Genomic DNA, 17023 nt, shown 5'->3' with positions numbered 1-17023 from the left:
GCGGCGGGGTAAGGAGGGAAGGTGGCGCGGCTTCGCCTGGTCCTCTCGCCGATGATCCCCACGGTCGCGAGCTTCCTGCTGGCGGCGCTCTGGGGGATGTCGGTCTTCGCCGGTTGGGGGCTGGAGGCGTTCTGCGCGGGCGGTGAGTCCCCGGCGGCGTGTTCCCGGCGTCTTGGCACGGTCCTCACGGTGTCGGGGTTGTTCGCCGTGCCGGCCGCCTGCGCCACGCTGGCCGCCTGGCTGGTGCCGGCGTCCCGGAAGGACCCGCGCACGTTCGGTCGGCTGATGGGGACGGGGGTCGCCGCCTGGCTCGTCGCCGGCGCGGTGTTGTTCCTCGGCGGCCTGCTGGCCGGCTAGCGAACCCGGCAAAGACCGTATCTCTGAGTGAACGTGGGAATACCGAAAAAGTCGGGCATTTCAGGTGCGTTTGTCGGATCATGGGGGTATGTCGCAGGCGGCGTGATAGTACGCAGGTGAGGGGGGTGGTTCGATGTCGACGACCCGTGGAGTCTCGTGGACGTGACATAAACGCCGTGCCTGGCCGCTCAGGCAACGAGCGGCCGGGCATTCAACCGGTCACACCTCGCCGTGCACGTCGTCGGCGTCGATGATCTGGTAGGCGTATCCCTGCTCGGCCAGGAATCGCTGCCGGTGGGCGGCGAACTCCTGGTCGACGGTGTCCCTGCTGACCACCGTGTAGAACCGGGCGCCACCGCCGTCGGCCTTGGGCCGCAGCACCCGTCCGAGCCGCTGGGCCTCCTCCTGCCGCGACCCGAACGTGCCCGACACCTGGATCGCGATGGCCGCCTCGGGCAGGTCGATGGAGAAGTTCGCCACCTTCGACACCACCAGGACCTGGATCTCCTTGTCGCGGAACGCCTGGTAGAGCCGCTCGCGCTCCTTGACCCTGGTCTCGCCCTTGATGACCGGCGCGTTGAGGTGCTCGCCGAGCTCGTCGAGCTGGTCGATGTACTGGCCGATGACCAGCACCTGCTCGCCCAGATGCCGCCGGACCAGCGCCTCGGTCACGTACGTTTTGGACGGCGTGGTGGCGCAGTAGCGGTAACGCTCCTCGGCCTCGGCCATCGCGTACGCCAGCCGCTCCTCGTCGGTCAGCGTGACCCGCACCTCGACGCAGTCGGCCGGCGCGATCCAGCCCTGGTTCTCCATCTCCTTCCACGGCGCGTCGTAGCGCTTGGGGCCGATGAGGGAGAACACGTCGCCCTCGCGGCCGTCCTCGCGCACGAGCGTCGCGGTCAGGCCCACCCGCCGGCGGGCCTGCAGGTCGGCGGTCATCCGGAAGATGGGCGCGGGCAGCAGGTGGACCTCGTCGTAGACGATCAGGCCCCAGTCGCGCGCGTCGAACAGCTCCAGGTGGCTGTAGACGCCCTTCCGCCTGGTCGTCATCACCTGGTACGTGGCGATGGTGACCGGGCGGATCTCCTTCTTGTTGCCGGAGTACTCGCCGATCTCGTCCTCGGTCAGCGAGGTGCGCTTGAGCAGCTCGGTCTTCCACTGGTGGGCGCTGACCGTGTTGGTCACCATGATCAGCGTGGTGGCCTGGGCGTGGGCCATGGCCGCCGCGCCCACGATGGTCTTGCCCGCGCCGCAGGGGAGCACGACGACGCCGGAGCCGCCGTGCCAGAAGGCGTCGGCCGCCTCGCGCTGGTAGTTGCGCAGCTCCCAGCCGTCCTGGAGCAGCTTGATGGGGTGGTGCTCGCCGTCGACGTAGCCGGCCAGGTCTTCGGCGGGCCAGCCCAGCTTGAGCAGCGCCTGCTTGACGTTGCCGCGGTCGCTCGGATGCACGATGACCGAGTCGGCGCCGAGGCGCTCGCCCAGCATCGGCTGGATCTTCTTCGAGCGCAGCACCTCTTCGAGCACCGCGCGGTCGGTCGAGGTCAGGACCAGCCCGTTGACCGGGTCCTTCTCCAGGCGCAGGCGCCCGTAGCGGGCCATGGTCTCGGCGATGTCGACGAGCAGCGCGTGCGGCACCGGGTAGCGGCTGAAGCCGATCAGCGCGTCGACGACCTGCTCGGCGTCGTGGCCGGCGGCGCGCGCGTTCCACAGGGCGAGCGGCGTGACGCGGTAGGTGTGGACGTGTTCAGGCGCTCGTTCGAGCTCGGCGAACGGCGCGATCGCCTTGCGGCACGCGTCGGCCTTCTCGTGGTCGACCTCGAGCAGCAGCGTTTTGTCCGACTGGACGATGAGCGGGCCGTCGTTCACGGACATCCCTTCCTACGGTTGACCCTTATCCAACACACACGACGGCAGGAACAGTCCCGGAACGGGTAATCGATCAGTCGTCCAGGCGGCCGGTGAGGCCCAGGAAGAGGAAGAGCCCGATGTTCAGCACGAAACCGGTGCCGAACAGCACCCAGCTCCAGACCAGCAGCGAACGGGCGCTCCTCGGCTGCTCGCGGACCCGCGTCAGCGCCACGGCGGCCAGGATGCCGCCGGGCAGCCCGAGCACGTTGAGGCAGGAGGCGAGGGACAGGAAGTTGAGCACGACGGCGACGATGGCGGCGGCCTGCGGGCCCTCGTCGCGCCGCGGCGGCACGCCGTAGCCGTAGCCGTAGCCGTACTGCGGAGGCGGCTGCTCGCCGTAGGGCGCCCCGTAAGGCAGCTGCGGGTAGCCGGACGGATCTTCTTGACTCACGTTCACCTCCAGACAGGTCAACGTTTATCACGGAATACGGGCGCGCCCGACCCGGTGTGCGCGGACGGTCACAACCGCCCGCGCAGGGCCTTCCTGTCGAGCTTGAGCACGCTGGTGACCGGGATCGACTCGACGAAGCGCACCTCGCGCGGGTACTTCACCCGTCCGACCCGGTCGCGCGCCCACTCGATCAGCTCCTCGGCGTTCTCCGCGGCCCCCCGCCTGAGCTGGACGAACGCCACGACCTCCTCACCCAGCCGCGGGTCGGGCCGGCCGACGACGCCCGACATGACCACGTCGGGGTGCTGGTTGAGCGCGTCCTCGACGTCGCGCGGGAAGACGTTGAAGCCGCCGCGGATGATCAGGTCCTTCTTGCGGTCGACGATGTAGAGGTAACCGTCGTCGTCCACGCAGCCGACGTCGCCGGTGCGCAGCTCGCCGCCGACCAGCGCGGTGCCCTCGGGGTCGGGTTCGTGCTCGCCCCAGTAGCCGAGCATCAGGGAGTCGCCGCTGACGCAGATCTCGCCGACGTCGCCGCACTCCACCGCCTCGCCCGCGGCGTCGCGAATGGTGATCGTGTAGCCGGCCAGCGGCAGGCCGACGCTGCCGGGCCGGCGCCTGCCCGGCGGGTTGAAGGTGGTGACGGCGCTGGTCTCGGTCAGGCCGTAGCCCTCCAGGATCTGGGTGCCCGGCATCCGGCGCTCGAACTCCTGCAGCGCCTCCCGGCCCAGCGGCGCCGCGCCGCAGGTGAGGTAGGCCAGGTCGGGGAGCGGGTGCGACTCCAGCGGCTGGGCCAGGAGCATGTGGATCATGGCGGGCACCACGGTGCCGTACTGGACGTGCTGCTCGGCGGCCAGGCGCAGGAACGCCTCCGGCTCGAACCAGCGCATGAGCACGGCCTGCTGGGGCTCGGTCGCGTGCAGGCCGGCCACGGTGATGATCAACCCGTACGCATGCGAGAGCGGCACAGGCACGATCGCACGATTTTTCCCCTCTTGATGGGATATTTCGTACGCGTCCTTGGCCACCTGCCAGAGCCCGCGATGGCTCAGCATGACCCCCTTGGCGACGCCCGTGGTGCCGCCGGTGTACATGAGCGCGGCCAGGTCACCGGGGTCCCTGCGCACCCGTCCGTGCTCGGTGGCGCTCTCCAGCTCGGCCGTGTCCACATGTATCGGGACGTCCACCCCGGCGGCCCGCACGGTCTCCACGAGCTCGGGCGAGGTGACGACGGCGGACGCGCCGCTGTCGAGCAGGATGTGCCGCAGCTCCTCGGCCCCCACCAGGAAGACCACGGGCGTGACCACCGCGCCCGCCGCCCACAACGCCTGGTAGACGATCGGGACCTCGGGGGAGGTCGCCATCATCACGACCACCCGGTCGCCCGGCCGGACCCCGGCCTCGACGAACCCGCCGCACATCCGGCGCGCGCGTCCGGCCAGCGCGTGGCTGCGGTGCCAGACCCCTTCGTAGAACACCGAGTCGTGGTCGTCGAAGCGGTTCCATGACTCCTCGGCCAGCTGGCCCAGCGTTTGCTCGGTCACATGCACAACCTGATCGGAGCCGCCGCGCGCAGTCAACCCTGAACGTTCTCATGTCGACCCTTGACTGACGATTGTGGACGATGCTCTCATGCCGAGTAAATGTCCAATATCGGCCTAGAAGGTCATTCGAGTTTTCGGGTGGCGCTAGATCGTGTATTGGTGGGATAACTAGGGTTCCGTGCTACCAGATGGCCTGTCGCGGTTCTTGTCACCGGCCCGTCGCCCAGAGCAATGGAGGACATGATCGACATGCGCGCGCCGGCGGCCGTGGCCGCGAGCTTCGTGAGGAATGCCTGGTCAGAACGGTGTCTGCCGGGCGGCACGCGGTCAATCCATAAGCCGGGGAAACAAGCCGCCGGACAAAGAAGTTCGCGAAAGACATTTTCCACAGTCAACGTCCCAGTCAGGCCCGAGGTGACTTCGTGATCGACACGCCTGAAGCAGGCGAGAGCGACCTCGACGACAAAACGCTCACCGAGCTTGTCATCGCCGTCAACGAGCAGCTCCGGCCCCTGGTCGTCCCGGTGGTCCGCGACCTCGACCGGCGCGCGGCCGACACCCTGCTGCGCTCCTACCTGGAGCCCGCCGGCTTCGCCGACGCGGTGCGCCGGCTGTCCATGCGGCATCTGCTCGTCCTGGTGGGGGAGGCGGACATGGGCAAGCGGCTCGGCGCCATCGCCCTGCTGTCGCGCATGTCGCTGGCCGAGGGCAGGATCACCGTGCTCTCGCCGGCCGGCAGCGCCGCCGACCTGCTCGCCAGGACCGAGTACGGGCCGGGGCGGGCGTACCTGCTGCACGACTGGATCGCCGGGAGCACCGACCGCAGCGAGCTGCTCGACCTGGCCCGCAAGCTGGCCGAGCTGGGGTCGTACCTGGTGATCACCCGGAACGGCGTCCCGTCGCAGGCGGTCGAGGTGGAGCAGCCGTGGTGCGCCCCCGACCCCGGCGAGCTGTTCGACCTGTACCTGAGCGCGTTCGGCGGCCGGAGCGCCCCGGCCGGGGCCGCCACCGCCCGGGTCCGCGCGCTGGCGCTGCGTACGCCCGCCGAGGTCGTCCGCCTGGCCACGCGCCTGGTGCGGGACGACGAGCCCGCGGGCGAGGAGGTGGCCGCCTGGTTCGACACCAAGCCGCCGATGCACGAGGTGCGGGCGGTGGCGGCGCTCGCGTTCGCGCACGGGCTGCCCGAGCCGGAGTTCGCCCGACTGCTGGCCGCGTTCGAGCGGAGCCGGGAGACCCACGAGCCGGGGCCGGGCCCGACCTGCGCGCCGCACCCGCTGATCGCCGTGCAGGACGGTCTGGTCGTCTTCCGCGTCCCGGACCACCGCGGCCAGGTGCTCGGCGAGCTGGTCGCCCGGTACGGCTACTGGCTGTGGCAGCCGCTGCGCGAGTGGGTGCGCTCGCTGGCCCTCCAGGGGGACGACGTGCGCGCGCGGGCGGCCGAGGGCGTGGCGTTGCTGGCCGCCTGGTCGTTCAGGGAGGCGCGGCAGGAGTTCCTGGAGGTGTGGGCCCGGGGGCGGGCGGGCGAACGGCTGGCGGCGGGCGGTGCGCTGTCGTACATGTGCGCCGACGACGCCCTCGCCCCCGAGGCCCTGCGCCTGGCGCTCACCTGGGCCCGCGACCCGGCCGACCCGCGGGCGGCCGCGGCGGTCGCCGGGCTGTGCGGCGGGCTGTCGCTGCGCTACCCGGCCGACGCGGCGGCCCACCTGCGCCGCCTGGCCGCCGGGGACGGCCCCGCGGCCCGGCTCGCGGCCCACGCGCTCACCCGCCACCCCTGACCCGGACGCGGGCCGGGAAGGCGGGTCAGAGGCCGGCGACGCCGGTGATGCGGTGGAGGGCGAAACGGTGGACGGCCGCCCTGGTCTCGTCGTACGCGGTCAGGTAGCCGCCCTCCATCCGGGCCGGCTCCAGGATGCGCGAGGTGGCGTTGCCCTGCGAGTCGAGGTAGCCGATCCACACCCGTACGCCCTGCTTGATGGCGTCCTGGAGGGCCGAGATCGTGGCGGTGGCGGGCCCCCGGGGCACCGCGCCGCCCGGGGCGTCCACCGGCTCGCGGCGTGCCAGGTGAGCGGCGTCGCCCGCGCGCAGCGCGCGGACGGCCGCCGAGGCCACCTCGGGATCGAGCCCGCTGACCGAGGCCACGGCGCGTACGGGCGCCACCCCCTCGGTACGCCTGCTGTCGAGCTGGGAGATGATCACGTCGCCGTCGAGCGACTCGGCGACCGGCGCGTACCCCATGGCCCGCAGCGAGTCCACCAGCGCCGCCCTGGACGAGCGGGACGCGATCACCGTGGGGGCCAGCCGGCGCAGGCGCAGCGCGGCGGCGCGGCGGTCGGCGGTGATCTGGTCGAGCAGCGCCGGATCGTCGCACCGGACGTAGGCGCTGGCCGTGCCCACCCGGATCCGCCCGTGCCGCCGGGCCACGTCCGTCACCAGGTACGACAGGGCCTGCGGCACCGGCGTGGCCGAATGGCGGGCCAGCATCGCCAGCAGCTCCTCGCCGCCGTGCCCGGCGTCGAGCGCCCGCCGGATCGAGCCCTCGCCGAACCGGTAGACGGTCGCCCCGCCCTTGGACTCGACGTCGGCGGTGAGCGTCATCCAGCGGTTGAGCTCGCTGGTCAGCGGCCCGGGGGCGACGGCGGTGAGGTCGGCCTGCAGCAGCACGTGGTCGACCGGCTCGGGCAGCAGCGGCGCGAGCAGGCCGGCCGCGTCGCCGCCGTCGAGCAGCGCCCGCCCGTGGCCGGACAGCGTGCCGAGCCCGGTCACGCCGATCTGCTCGGCCTCGCGCAGCGCGAACTCGGTCAGCTGCTCGCGCAGCGGCCCGCGCCGGCGCGGCTGCTCCCAGGCCAGGCGTTCGAGCACCGAGTCGCGGTCGGGCGCGAGGCCCGGCGCGGCGGCCAGCACGCCGAGGGCCGCCGTGCGCACCCCCGCCGCGGAGGCCCGGCGCAGGTCGGTGTGCAGGGCGTTGAGCGGCCGGTCGCGGTCGTCGCGCTCGCCGACCAGGCCGGGCACGCGGTCCATGTGCAGCCAGGTCGCGGCGAGCGTCACCCAGCGGTCGGCGGTGGCCCTGACCCGCCACAGGTCGTAGCCGGAGGTCGGCAGCCACTCGCCGTCGACGCCGCCGCCCGCGGCGACCAGCCCCGCCGCGTGCGCCACCTCGACGACCAGCGCCGCCGCCCATTCGGGCAGGTCGAGGTCGGTCGCGGTGCGCTTCATGTCGCGTACGCCGAGCCCGCCGGTGCGCAGCACCCCCGGCGGATCGATGCTCCACCGCTCGCACAGCTCCTCCACGGACCTGACGAACGAGAACGCCTGGCCCGCCGCCGTACGGTCGGCCAGCTCGCGGTCGCGCGCGGGCCCGCCCAGCGCGGGCGGCACGGCGAGCAGGTCGCGGTGGACGCGCCCGCCGCGCAGGTGCAGGCCCACCTCGCGGGGCAGCGTCACGCTCTCCTCGCCGGTGGCCGCGAGCAGCCCGCGCGCCAGCAACTCCTCGATGGGCGAACGGGCCGAGGCCACGCGCACCTCGCGCCTGGCGTTGGGCACCCGTCCGGTCGGCGGCCCCCACACGAGCTGGTCGAGCGCGCCCCTGGCCTCGGGCGAGACCGCCGCCACCAGGGCCTCGGGCGCGGACAGCGCGGCGGCCAGCCGCTCCTTGCCGGGCCCGTCGGTGCCGGGGGCGACGTCGTCGGCCATCTCGTCGAGCTGCTCGGGCGGGTGGTGCCGGAACACGTCGACGACCCTGGGGCCGAGCCCGGCGGGCTCCTCCAGGACCTTGCGCACGCCGGGCCCGAGGTCGAGCGCGTTGTCGGGGCCGAAGACCAGCGCCAGGTCACGCAGCCGGTCGAGGGCCGCGGTCAGCGCGGGCTCGGGCCTGCCCGCCGCCAGCGCCCGCCCGACCAGGCCGCGCAGCGCCGCCTTCGTCACCGGCCCGTCCTGTACGGCCAGCGTCTCGACGACGGCCAGCGTGAACCGGTCGAGCCGGTCGAGCACCCTGCCGATCGCCGAAGGGCTGGCGGCCCGCGCGGCCAGCCCTTCCAGATGCGCGGGCACCGGAGTGATCAACTCAGGCCGCGTGGAGACGAGCGCCCGAAGCTGTTCGTCGGTGCGCCCCCTGATCCACTCCGTGAACTCCATCGTTGCCATGGTATGTCCCGCCTGATCGGGGCAGCATTGCCAGACGTGATAGAGCGCGCGGACCAAATGGTGCTGAACTACGTCAGCAGGGCGGCCGACGCGGCGCACGGCGTGCTCAGGCCCGACCAGCGGCTCGACTTCGCCCGGCGGCTGCGGGCCAGGATCGAGGCGGAGCGGCGGGGCAGCCAGGACGCCCGGGACGTCGCCAAGGTGCTGACGCGCTTCGGCGACCCGGTGGCTCTGGTGGAACGAGAGGCCCGCCGCCTGGCCGTCCCGCCCGCGGCCCCCGCCGTAGAACCACCCATGGGCCCGCCCGCCGAACTCGCCTCGCAAACGCCCGCCGGGCCGCGGCCCACATTGCGCCTCCCAGCCGTCCGGCCCGCGACCGGTCCGGCGGTGACCGGCCGCAGGGGCGCAGGGAGCGTGGTCAGGGGCCGGCCGCGCGACCTCGCCGCCCTCGTGGTGCTGGCGCTGGCCGCGCTGCTGGTGCCGGTGGGGCTGCCGGCGGTGGCGATCTTCCAGGTGCCGGTGCTGGTGTGGGCGGCGGGGGCGGCGGCCGTGCTGTTCAGCGACACGTGGACGGCGGGCGACAAGCTGGCCGGGGCCGGGGCGCCGCTGCTCGGCTACACGGCCGGCGGCGTGCTCGTCGGGGGGTTCCAGGCGGCGGAGCCGGGGCCGGCGGCGTTCGTCGCCCGGTTCTTCGAGGTCAGCGGGGTCATGTTCATGATCGGTACGGCCCTGGGCGTCGCCTGGCTGGCCTACCGGCTGCTCGACGTCAGCTGACCGGCGCGGGGCTGGGGAGCAGTCCGACGGCCAGACGTACCCAGGCGGCGACGAACTGGTCCTTCTCCGCGTGGCCCGGCATCTCGCCCACGGTCTCCTGGAACAGCCGGTAGTGGACCACCGAGCCGCCGAGCACCGCGGCGATGCCCGTCCAGTCGACCTTGGCGTCGGCGTACTCGGGCTGGGCGCGGAACCAGGTGGTGATCGCGTCGAACATGGGCTGCAGCAGCCCCTCGCGGACCACCGCGACCAGCTCGGGGAACTGGCTCAGGTCCCGGAAGAACACCCGGGTGAGCTCCGACTCCTCCCGCACCTTGGCCAGGCCCGCCCGGCACAGCAGCGACAGGCGGTCCTCCAGGCCGGCGGCGGCCTCCATGGTGCTCAGCTCGGCCAGGCTCTCGGCGACCTGGCTCCTGGTGCGGGCGGCATGCTCGTTGATCGCGGCCGCGAGCACCTCGTACTTGGACTTGAAGTGCCTGTAGAGCCCGCCCGCGCCGGGGGAGAGCCCTGAGGCGGCCTCGATCTCGGCCACGGAGGTGGCGGCGTAGCCACGCTCGGCGAACAGCCGCAGGGCCTCGTCGATGATCCGCTCACGGGTCGATCTGGTCATGTCTGTGCAGATACCTCCGCAACGAGAGTAGTCGTCAGGCCGCAGTGCGCCTGACCAGGCCCGCCACCGCCGAACCGGCCACGAGCCACACCAGCGCGGCCAGCCCGTCGTTGACGAGCGTGGTCCAGCGCGGGTCGGCGAGCTGGAACAGGTTGGCCAGGCCCAGCGAGAGCCCCGAGGCCAGCGACTCGACGAGCTGGTACCAGCCGTTGGCCGGGTTGGCCCGGAACACCGTGAAGACGGCGTGCAGCGCCAAGGACAGCGCCGCCAGCCTGGACGCGAGCCGCACCGCGTACGCCACGAACGACACGACCCGCCGCCAGGCCGTCACCGGCGTGCCGCGCGGCCGGGCGGGCCGATGGGGACGGGGAGCGGCGGCGACGAGCCGGTCTTCCGTGCCGGGCGTGCGGGGGGTCTCTGACACGGTCACTCCTCTCCGATAAGTAATTCCTTTCTGCCCATTCCCAGAGTCCCACAACAAGGGTCGTTACCGACGTTGATGCGGCGTTTGGCATCCTGCACGGGTGACTACCTCAGTGGGTTTCGACCTGGACATGACATTGGCCGACACACGATCAGGCATCGCGGCCGTTTACGACGAGCTGTCAAGCCGTTTGGGCGTGCGCATCGACAGCGGTGAGATCATCACCCGGCTGGGGCCGCCGCTGGAGTACGAGCTGGCCAACTGGATGCCGGCGGAGGCCATTCCCGCGGCCGCCGAGCTGTTCCGGGAGATCTATCCCGCGGTGGGCGTTCCGGTGCACACCGCGATGGCGGGCGCGTACGAGGCCATCGCCGCCGTACGGGCCCGCGGCGGCCGGGTGATCGTGGTGACGGGCAAGAACCCGCGCGACGCCGCCGGCACCGTCGAACTGCTCGGGCTGGCCGTGGACGAAGTGGTCGGATCGGTGTTCGGAGCCGCCAAGGGAACGGCACTCGCGCGCTTCGGCGCGGCGGCTTATGTTGGTGACCATGTCGCCGACATCGAGGCGGCACGCGCGGGCGGCGCCACGAGCGTGACCGTCGCGACGGGCCCTTACACGGTGGGAGAGCTGCGTGAGCACGGAGCCGATGTGGCGCTCGCCGACCTGACCGAATTCGCCGACTGGTTCGCCGGATGGCGTGCGCGCGACGAACTACGGTAATTGCCGGGCATTTTCCCGGTCGCCTCCGCGCGCTTCGGGGCATAACCTACATCCATTCATCCTTTTCGACTGTTTGAACGAGGTCCTCCTGTGCCGAGTGGCAAGGTCAAGTGGTACGACGCCGACAAGGGTTTCGGCTTCCTCACCCGTGACGACGGCGGTGAGGTCTTCGTGCATTCCTCCGCGCTTCCCACAAACGCCGGCCCGCTCAAGCCAGGCCAGAAGGTGGAGTTCGGCGTGGCCGAGGGACGCCGGGGCCAGCAGGCGCTGTCGGTCCGGATCCTGGACCAGCCGCCGACCCTGGCCAAGACGAAGCCCAAGGGCAAGCGGAAGACGCCCGACGAGATGGTCGTCATCGTCGAAGACCTGATCAAGCTGCTCGACGGCGTCTCCACCTCCTACCAGCGGGGCAAGCACCCCGAGGCGGCGCACGCCAAGAAGATCGCCCAGGTGCTCAGGGCCGTCGCGGACGACCTCGACGCCTAACCGCCCGGGTTCGTCAGGGGTTTGGTGCGGTCGAGGGTCTCGGTCCGTTGCTGATCGGGGTCCTCGGCCCGCTGCCCGGCCAGCTTGGCCTCGGCCGCCCGCACCCGTCCGCGTCTGGTGACCAGCAGCCAGCCGAGCGCGCCGGTCAGCGCGACCGCCGGCGCGACGAAGCCGGCCAGGGAGCTGCGGGTCAGCGACAACACCAGCCCGAGCAGGCCGCCGAACACCCAGGCGAACTGCAGCACCGCCTCCACCACCCCGAACGTGGACGAGCGCACCTCCTCGCCGATCTCCCGCTGCACGATCGCGTCGAGCGCGAGCTTGCCCAGCTCCTGGGCGAACGCGGTGACCAGCGAGACCGCCAGCGCGGTCCACAGGCCGAACAGCACGGCCGTGGCGATCGTGGTCGCGGCCGTCACCGCCAGCGTGACCAGCACGATCACCTGGGGGGAGTGGTTGCGCGTCCAGTTGGCGACCGCGGCCCCGGCCAGGCCGCCCAGTCCGGCGGCCAGGGCGAGCAGCGCGATCGTCCTCGGCACGTCGAAGAACGAGGCGGCCGCCGCCGGCGCGGCCAGCCACGGCACCGCTTTGTCCTGGACCAGGAAGAGCAGGAAGAACACCAGGAAACCGGAGAAGATCCGGAGCGCCACGTTCGCCCAGACCGCCTCGGCCACGGCCGGGCCCACCTTGAGCAGGGTGCGCCAGCGCGGCGCCACGCCCTCCTCGTCCTGGTCGGGCGAGTCGACGTGCCGCGGCAGGCGTACGGCGGCGACGCCGAGCAGCAGGAAGGCCGGCATGGCCACGCGCAGCACCACGGCGCTGCCCAGCCACGCGGTCAGGCCCGCCCCGACCGGCACCGCCACCCCGGCCGCCACCAGCGTGAACAGCGCCACTCGCGCGTTGGCCGAGACCAGGGTGATGTCGGCGGGCAGCACGCTCGGCATGATCGCCGCCCTGGACACGTTGTACGCCTTCGACAACACCAGCACGCCCAGCGCGCCGATGAACAGCGTCGGCAGGTCGCCCGCCCCCACGGCGGCGGCCATGGCGAAGCAGAGCAGCCCCCGGCCGAACAGCGTGCCGGCCATCACGTAGCGGCGCCCCGACCTGAACCGGTCGAGGATCGGCCCCACGAACGGCGCGAGCAGCCCGAACGGCAACATCGTGATGACCAGGTAGAGCGCGACCGACCCGCGCGCCTCGCCGACCGGCACGCCGAAGAACACCGTGCTGGCCAGGGCCACCGTGACCAGCGCGTCGGCGGCGCTGTTGCCGGCCGACAGCTCGATCAGCCGGCCGAGCCCGGTACGGCCCGCGCCGCCCGCGTACGTCAGCTTCCTGGTCGCCCTGCCCGCCTTGCGCGCCCCCCTGGCCGTGGCGCGGCCGGCCCGGACGGTGCCGCTCGCGGTGGCCCGGCCCGCGCGCACGCCGGCGCGTCCCGCGCCGCCGATGGCCTGGCCCATCCGCCGCGAGATGTCCCGAGCCTGCTCCCAGCCACCCCCCACGCCTACCAGTCTTACCCGATTCACCCCTCTTCTCAGCTTCGGATCGGCGGTTGTGGGTCTGCCAGGTCCGCCTATGGGTGAGAATGAAGTGTGAGCGAACAGCACCTTCAGGCGGAGGCGGCCCGATGAGCCGCACCCGGGCCCGCGTCCCCGCTCCCGACCAGGCCTGCGTCGCCGCAGTCGATCTGGCGCGCGCCGCGGCGCAGGAGCTGGCGCACCCGGGCGAGGCCGGCGAGCACCTGGGCTTCGAGAGCGAGGGCGACCGGATCGTCACCCACTACTTCGCCTGCCTCGACCGGGCCTATCGCGGCTGGCGGTGGGCCGTCACGGTCACCCGCGCCTCGCGCGCGAAGAAGGTCACGGTCAGCGAGGCCGTGCTGCTGCCCGGCTCGGGGGCGCTGCTCGCCCCGGAGTGGCTGCCGTGGAGCGAGCGGCTGCGGCCGGGCGACCTGGGCGTCGGCGACCTGCTGCCGACCCCCGACGACGACGACAGGCTGGCGCCCGGTTTCACCGAGCTCGACGAAGATGCCGACCGCCAGATGGTTTTCGAGTACGGCCTGGGCCGAGCCCGTGTGCTCTCGGCCATCGGCAGAGACCGGGCTGCCAGACGCTGGCACGCGGGCGAGCACGGGCCGCACACTCCGATCGCACACGCCGCGCCCGCGCAGTGTTCCACCTGCGGGTTCTACTGGCTGCTCTCCGGTGAGCTGCGGCTGTCGTTCGGCGTCTGCACCAACGAGTACGCCCCCGACGACGGCAAGGTCGTCGCCGCCGACCACGGCTGCGGCGCCCACTCGGAGGCGGCCGTGCTGCCCCCGCCGGTCGAGCAGGCCATCCCGATCCTCGACGACCTGGGTTACGACCTGATCGAGGAGGAAGAGGGCTCGGTGGACGGATCCGCCACCGAGGAGCTCGGCCACTCCTGACCGGAGCACGGGCGCGAGCACGAGCACGGCGGTTTCGTCGGTCAGGGGGGCTAACCTACCCTGGCCCCTCTTCACTCGACCAGGATCGTGATCGATGACCGACACCTTTGGCACTGACCGGATGCGAGCCGCCGTCCTCTCCGCCTGGACGGCCTCGCCCGCCCGCTTCCGCGAGGACGCCAACGCCGAGGAGGACTTCGCGCTCGGCGGCTACCGCGACCGGCTGATCGTCGAGCTCGCCCAGAACGCCGCCGACGCGGCGCTGCGCGCGGGGGTGCCAGGGGTGTTGCGGCTGACGTTGCGCGGCGACGTGCTGACGGCCGCCAACACCGGCGCCCCGCTCGACGCGACCGGCGTGGAGGGCCTGTCCACGTTGCGCGTGTCGGGCAAGCGCGACGAGATCGGCGCGGCCGGCCGGTTCGGCGTGGGCTTCGCGGCCGTCGTCTCCGTCTGCGACGAGCCGGCCATCGGCTCGCGCGGCGGCGGCTCGGTGCGCTGGTCGCGGGCCGGCACGTCCGAGCTGGTCGCGGGCGTCCCCGTGCTGGCGGGCGAGCTGGCCGACCGGGCGGGCCACGTGCCGCTGCTCAGGCTGCCGTTCGACGCGCCGCCGCTGGAGGTGCCCGACGGGTTCGACACGCTCGTCCGGCTGCCGCTGCGCGACGCCGCGGCGGTCGACGCCGTCCGCGTCATGCTGGCCGAGACCAGCCCGGCGCTGCTGCTCGGCCTGCCCGCGCTGGAGGCCATCGAGATCGACCTCGACGGCGCCACCCGCACGGTCGTGGCCGACGGCTGGCACGTCGTGTCGGACTCCGGCGAGTTCACCCCCGAGGAGGTCGCCAGGCTGTTCGCCGACCGGCCCACCGAGGAGCGGGCGCGGCCCTTCTGGTCGCTGCGCTGGGCGGTGCCCGTCACCGGCACCGGCGAGCCGGGCCCGCTGCCCGCCGCCGTGCCGCCCGTCGTGCACGCCCCGACGCCGAGCGACGAGCCCGTCGACCTGCCCGCGCTGCTGATCGCGTCCTTCCCGATGGCCACCGACCGGCGGCACGTCGCCAAGGGGCCGCTCACCGACTTCCTGGTCGAGCGGGTGGCCGACGCCTACGTCCGGCTGCTGGGCGAGCTGCCTCGCACGTCCAGGCTGCTCGACCTGGTGCCGTCCCTCATGGGCAAGGGCGAGCTCGACGCGCGCGTGCGGCGGGCCGTGCTCGAACGCCTGCCGTCCGCGCCGCTGCTGCCCGCGTTGTCGGCGCCCGCGCCCGCGGTCCAGACCCCCTCCTTCGCCGAGGCCGAGGTCTACGAGCCCGACGCCGAGTGGCGGGTCGAGCACCCGGCGCGCGAGCCCGAGGGCGACGGCTGGGTGGTCGCGGGCCGGGAGGCGGCCGTCGTGGCCGGAGCCACCGCCGAGCTGCTCGACACCGTGGCCGACTTCGTGCCGGGGCTGCTGCCCGCCGGATGGCCGGCCAGGCATCCGGCCATGGTCGCCCTGGGCGTGCGCCGGGTGGAGCTGGCCGACGTGGTCGACCTGCTGTCCGGGGAGGCCGTGGAGGCGCGTGAGCCGTCCTGGTGGCGCTCCCTGTACGCGGTGCTGCCCGCCGACGACCCCGAGTCGCTGGGCGCGCTGCCGGTGCCGCTGACCGACGGCCGCGTGGTGCGCGGCCCGCGCGGCACGCTGATCCTCACCGACGGCGGCGCCGACCTCGACCTCACCCCGCTCGGGCTGCGCATCGTGCATCCGGAGGCGGCCCATCCGGCGCTGCTGCGGCTGGGCGCCGCCGAGGCCACCCCGCGCACGGTGCTCGAAGACCCGCTGACCAAGGCCGCCGTCGCGCAGTCGCTCGACAGCGCCGACCCCGAGCCGGTCGCGCAGGCCGTGTTGTCGCTGGTGGCGGCGTCCGGGCTGGTTCCCGGCGAGGCGCCGTGGCTGGCCGAGCTGGCGCTGCGCGGCGCCGACGGCGAGCTCTACGCGGCCGGTGAGCTGATGCTCGCCGACGGCGCTCTGGCCGGGCTGCTGGCCCCCGACACCCACCTCGGCGTGGCCGCGCCCGAGCTGGAGGAGACCTACGGGGCGCGGGTGCTGGCGGCGGCGGGCGTGCTCGACGGGTTCGCCGTCGCCCACGACTCCGACGTGCTGCTCGACCCCGACGACTGCGACCACGACCTCGACGGCGAGACCGACTGGCTCGACCACGTGCTCGACCTGCTGCCCGACCTCGCGGTGCCGCCGGTGGTGGCCGAGTTCGCGGCGGTGCGCGACCTTGAGCTGGTGGCCGACTGGGCAGCCGCGCTGCCGCTGCTGACCCGGCCGCCGCTGCGGGCCGCGCTGCACCCGCTGCGCGTCGAGGGCGTGGAGGTGCCCTCCTACACCGCGTGGTGGCTGGCCAACCATCCGGTGCTCGGCGGCCGCAAGCCGCTCGAGCTGCGGCTGCCCGGCGCCGACCCGCTGCTGCAGGGCCTCTACGCCGACGCGCCGGCCGGGCTCGACGAGGCGGCGCTGTCGATGATCGGCGTGCGCACCACGCTCGCCGAGCTGCTGGCCGCCCACGGCGGCCCGGAGGAGCTGCTGGAGCTGATGGCCGACTCGGCGATCGAGGTCGACCGGGCGCAGCTGCGGGCGTTGTGGATCGCGCTGGCCGCCGTCGATCCGGCCCGGGTCGAGCCGCCCTCGCGGGTGCGCGCGGTGCTCGGCGGCGACATCGTGGTGGCCGCCGCCGAGGACGCCGTGGTGGTCGAGGCCCCCGACCTGCTGCAGCTCGTCACCGACCGGCCGCTGGTGCTGGCCTCCTACGACCTGGCCGAGGCGCTGTCGGAGCTGCTCGACCTGCCGCTGGCCGGTGAGCTGGCCAGCGGCGAGGTGACCTCGCAGGGCGAGGTGCGCGCGGTGCCGCCGCAGGTGCGCTCGCTGCTCCCCACGGCGCCCGAGACGTACGTCGAGCACGAGAAGCTGCTGGTCGACGGCGTGGCCTGCACGTGGCGGTTCTTCGAGGGCGCGGTCCACTGCACCGGCGTCGACGGGCTGGCCCGCGGGCTGGCCTGGGCCACGGGCCAGTGGAACGACCGGCTGGCCGTGGCCGCGCTGCTGCGCGACCCGGAGGCGGTGCCGCTGCTGCTGGCCGAGGCCGACCTGTCCTGAGACCGGCGGGCCGCCTCCCGTCGCGGGGGCGGCCCACCGCGGCCAGGCCGCGCAGGTGGCGCCCGCTCCCGGTCCCCTCCTCGGTCAGGCCGCGCAGGTGGCGCCCGCTC

14 protein-coding genes are annotated in these 17023 nt (G+C 73.4%); 7 read left to right on the top strand and 7 right to left on the bottom strand.

Features of this window, described 5'->3' with window-relative positions:
- The first annotated feature begins 21 nt into the window (after positions 1 to 21).
- Positions 22 to 357: a hypothetical protein gene (locus AB0J46_RS40020; RefSeq protein WP_364339910.1), complete on the top strand. Its 336-nt coding sequence runs from the start codon at positions 22 to 24 to the stop codon at positions 355 to 357.
- 219 nt (positions 358 to 576) lie between these two features.
- Here AB0J46_RS40020 and AB0J46_RS40015 read toward each other — a convergent pair whose 3' ends face one another.
- The 3 genes from AB0J46_RS40015 to AB0J46_RS40005 all read right to left on the bottom strand — a co-directional run bounded on the left by AB0J46_RS40015 (position 577) and on the right by AB0J46_RS40005 (position 4200).
- The gene (locus AB0J46_RS40015; protein WP_364339908.1) at positions 577 to 2229 is read right to left on the bottom strand and encodes a DNA repair helicase XPB; all 1653 of its coding nucleotides are present in this window, start codon (positions 2227 to 2229) and stop codon (positions 577 to 579) included.
- Between the two features lie 67 nt (positions 2230 to 2296).
- Positions 2297 to 2656: a hypothetical protein gene (locus tag AB0J46_RS40010; protein ID WP_364339906.1), complete on the bottom strand. Its 360-nt coding sequence runs from the start codon at positions 2654 to 2656 to the stop codon at positions 2297 to 2299.
- Positions 2657 to 2724: 68 nt separating this feature from the next.
- Entirely contained in the window at positions 2725 to 4200 is a 1476-nt protein-coding gene (locus tag AB0J46_RS40005; protein WP_364339904.1) for an AMP-binding protein, read from the bottom strand.
- 422 nt (positions 4201 to 4622) lie between these two features.
- Here AB0J46_RS40005 and AB0J46_RS40000 point away from each other — a divergent pair, with 422 nt between their 5' ends.
- Complete coding sequence (locus AB0J46_RS40000) at positions 4623 to 5975, top strand: hypothetical protein (RefSeq protein WP_364339902.1); 1353 nt, start codon at positions 4623 to 4625, stop codon at positions 5973 to 5975.
- 25 nt (positions 5976 to 6000) lie between these two features.
- On the opposite strand, the gene AB0J46_RS39995 is transcribed toward AB0J46_RS40000, so the two are convergent.
- Positions 6001 to 8331, bottom strand: coding sequence for a helicase-associated domain-containing protein (locus tag AB0J46_RS39995; protein WP_364339900.1), 2331 nt, complete (start codon positions 8329 to 8331; stop codon positions 6001 to 6003).
- A 45-nt stretch (positions 8332 to 8376) separates the two neighbouring features.
- Between AB0J46_RS39995 and AB0J46_RS39990 the strand changes: the two genes are divergently transcribed.
- On the top strand, positions 8377 to 9114 hold the full coding sequence (locus AB0J46_RS39990; protein ID WP_364339898.1) for a hypothetical protein: 738 nt from the start codon (positions 8377 to 8379) through the stop codon (positions 9112 to 9114).
- Here AB0J46_RS39990 and AB0J46_RS39985 read toward each other — a convergent pair.
- Entirely contained in the window at positions 9107 to 9724 is a 618-nt protein-coding gene (locus AB0J46_RS39985) for a helix-turn-helix domain-containing protein (RefSeq protein ID WP_357976178.1), read from the bottom strand. The genes AB0J46_RS39990 and AB0J46_RS39985 overlap by 8 nt on opposite strands.
- Before the next feature lie 34 nt (positions 9725 to 9758).
- Positions 9759 to 10148 (bottom strand): hypothetical protein, encoded by a 390-nt coding sequence (locus AB0J46_RS39980; RefSeq protein WP_364339896.1) that lies wholly within the window; start codon positions 10146 to 10148, stop codon positions 9759 to 9761.
- A gap of 112 nt (positions 10149 to 10260) precedes the next feature.
- Here AB0J46_RS39980 and AB0J46_RS39975 point away from each other — a divergent pair, with 112 nt between their 5' ends.
- Both AB0J46_RS39975 and AB0J46_RS39970 read left to right on the top strand, forming a co-directional pair.
- Positions 10261 to 10869: a haloacid dehalogenase-like hydrolase gene (locus AB0J46_RS39975; protein ID WP_364339894.1), complete on the top strand. Its 609-nt coding sequence runs from the start codon at positions 10261 to 10263 to the stop codon at positions 10867 to 10869.
- A 90-nt stretch (positions 10870 to 10959) separates the two neighbouring features.
- A complete protein-coding gene (locus AB0J46_RS39970) occupies positions 10960 to 11355 on the top strand; it encodes a cold-shock protein (RefSeq protein ID WP_352320910.1) in 396 nt (131 codons plus the stop codon).
- Here the strand turns inward: AB0J46_RS39970 and AB0J46_RS39965 are convergent.
- The gene (locus tag AB0J46_RS39965) at positions 11352 to 12860 is read right to left on the bottom strand and encodes an MFS transporter (RefSeq protein ID WP_364339892.1); all 1509 of its coding nucleotides are present in this window, start codon (positions 12858 to 12860) and stop codon (positions 11352 to 11354) included. The two genes, AB0J46_RS39970 and AB0J46_RS39965, sit on opposite strands and share 4 nt — an antisense overlap.
- A 125-nt stretch (positions 12861 to 12985) precedes the next feature.
- Here AB0J46_RS39965 and AB0J46_RS39960 point away from each other — a divergent pair, with 125 nt between their 5' ends.
- Together AB0J46_RS39960 and AB0J46_RS39955 are read left to right on the top strand one after the other, a co-directional pair.
- Entirely contained in the window at positions 12986 to 13786 is an 801-nt protein-coding gene (locus AB0J46_RS39960; RefSeq protein ID WP_357976190.1) for a DUF3027 domain-containing protein, read from the top strand.
- A 94-nt stretch (positions 13787 to 13880) separates the two neighbouring features.
- A complete protein-coding gene (locus AB0J46_RS39955) occupies positions 13881 to 16913 on the top strand; it encodes a hypothetical protein (RefSeq protein WP_364339890.1) in 3033 nt (1010 codons plus the stop codon).
- The last annotated feature ends 110 nt before the right edge of the window (positions 16914 to 17023 follow it).

Origin of the sequence: Nonomuraea sp. NPDC049758, assembly GCF_040674635.1 — a bacterium.
In the GTDB taxonomy this organism is placed as follows: Bacteria; Actinomycetota; Actinomycetes; order Streptosporangiales; family Streptosporangiaceae; genus Nonomuraea.
Note: the sequence above shows the minus strand (reverse complement) of the source record. Positions and strands in the feature narration are given on the sequence as shown.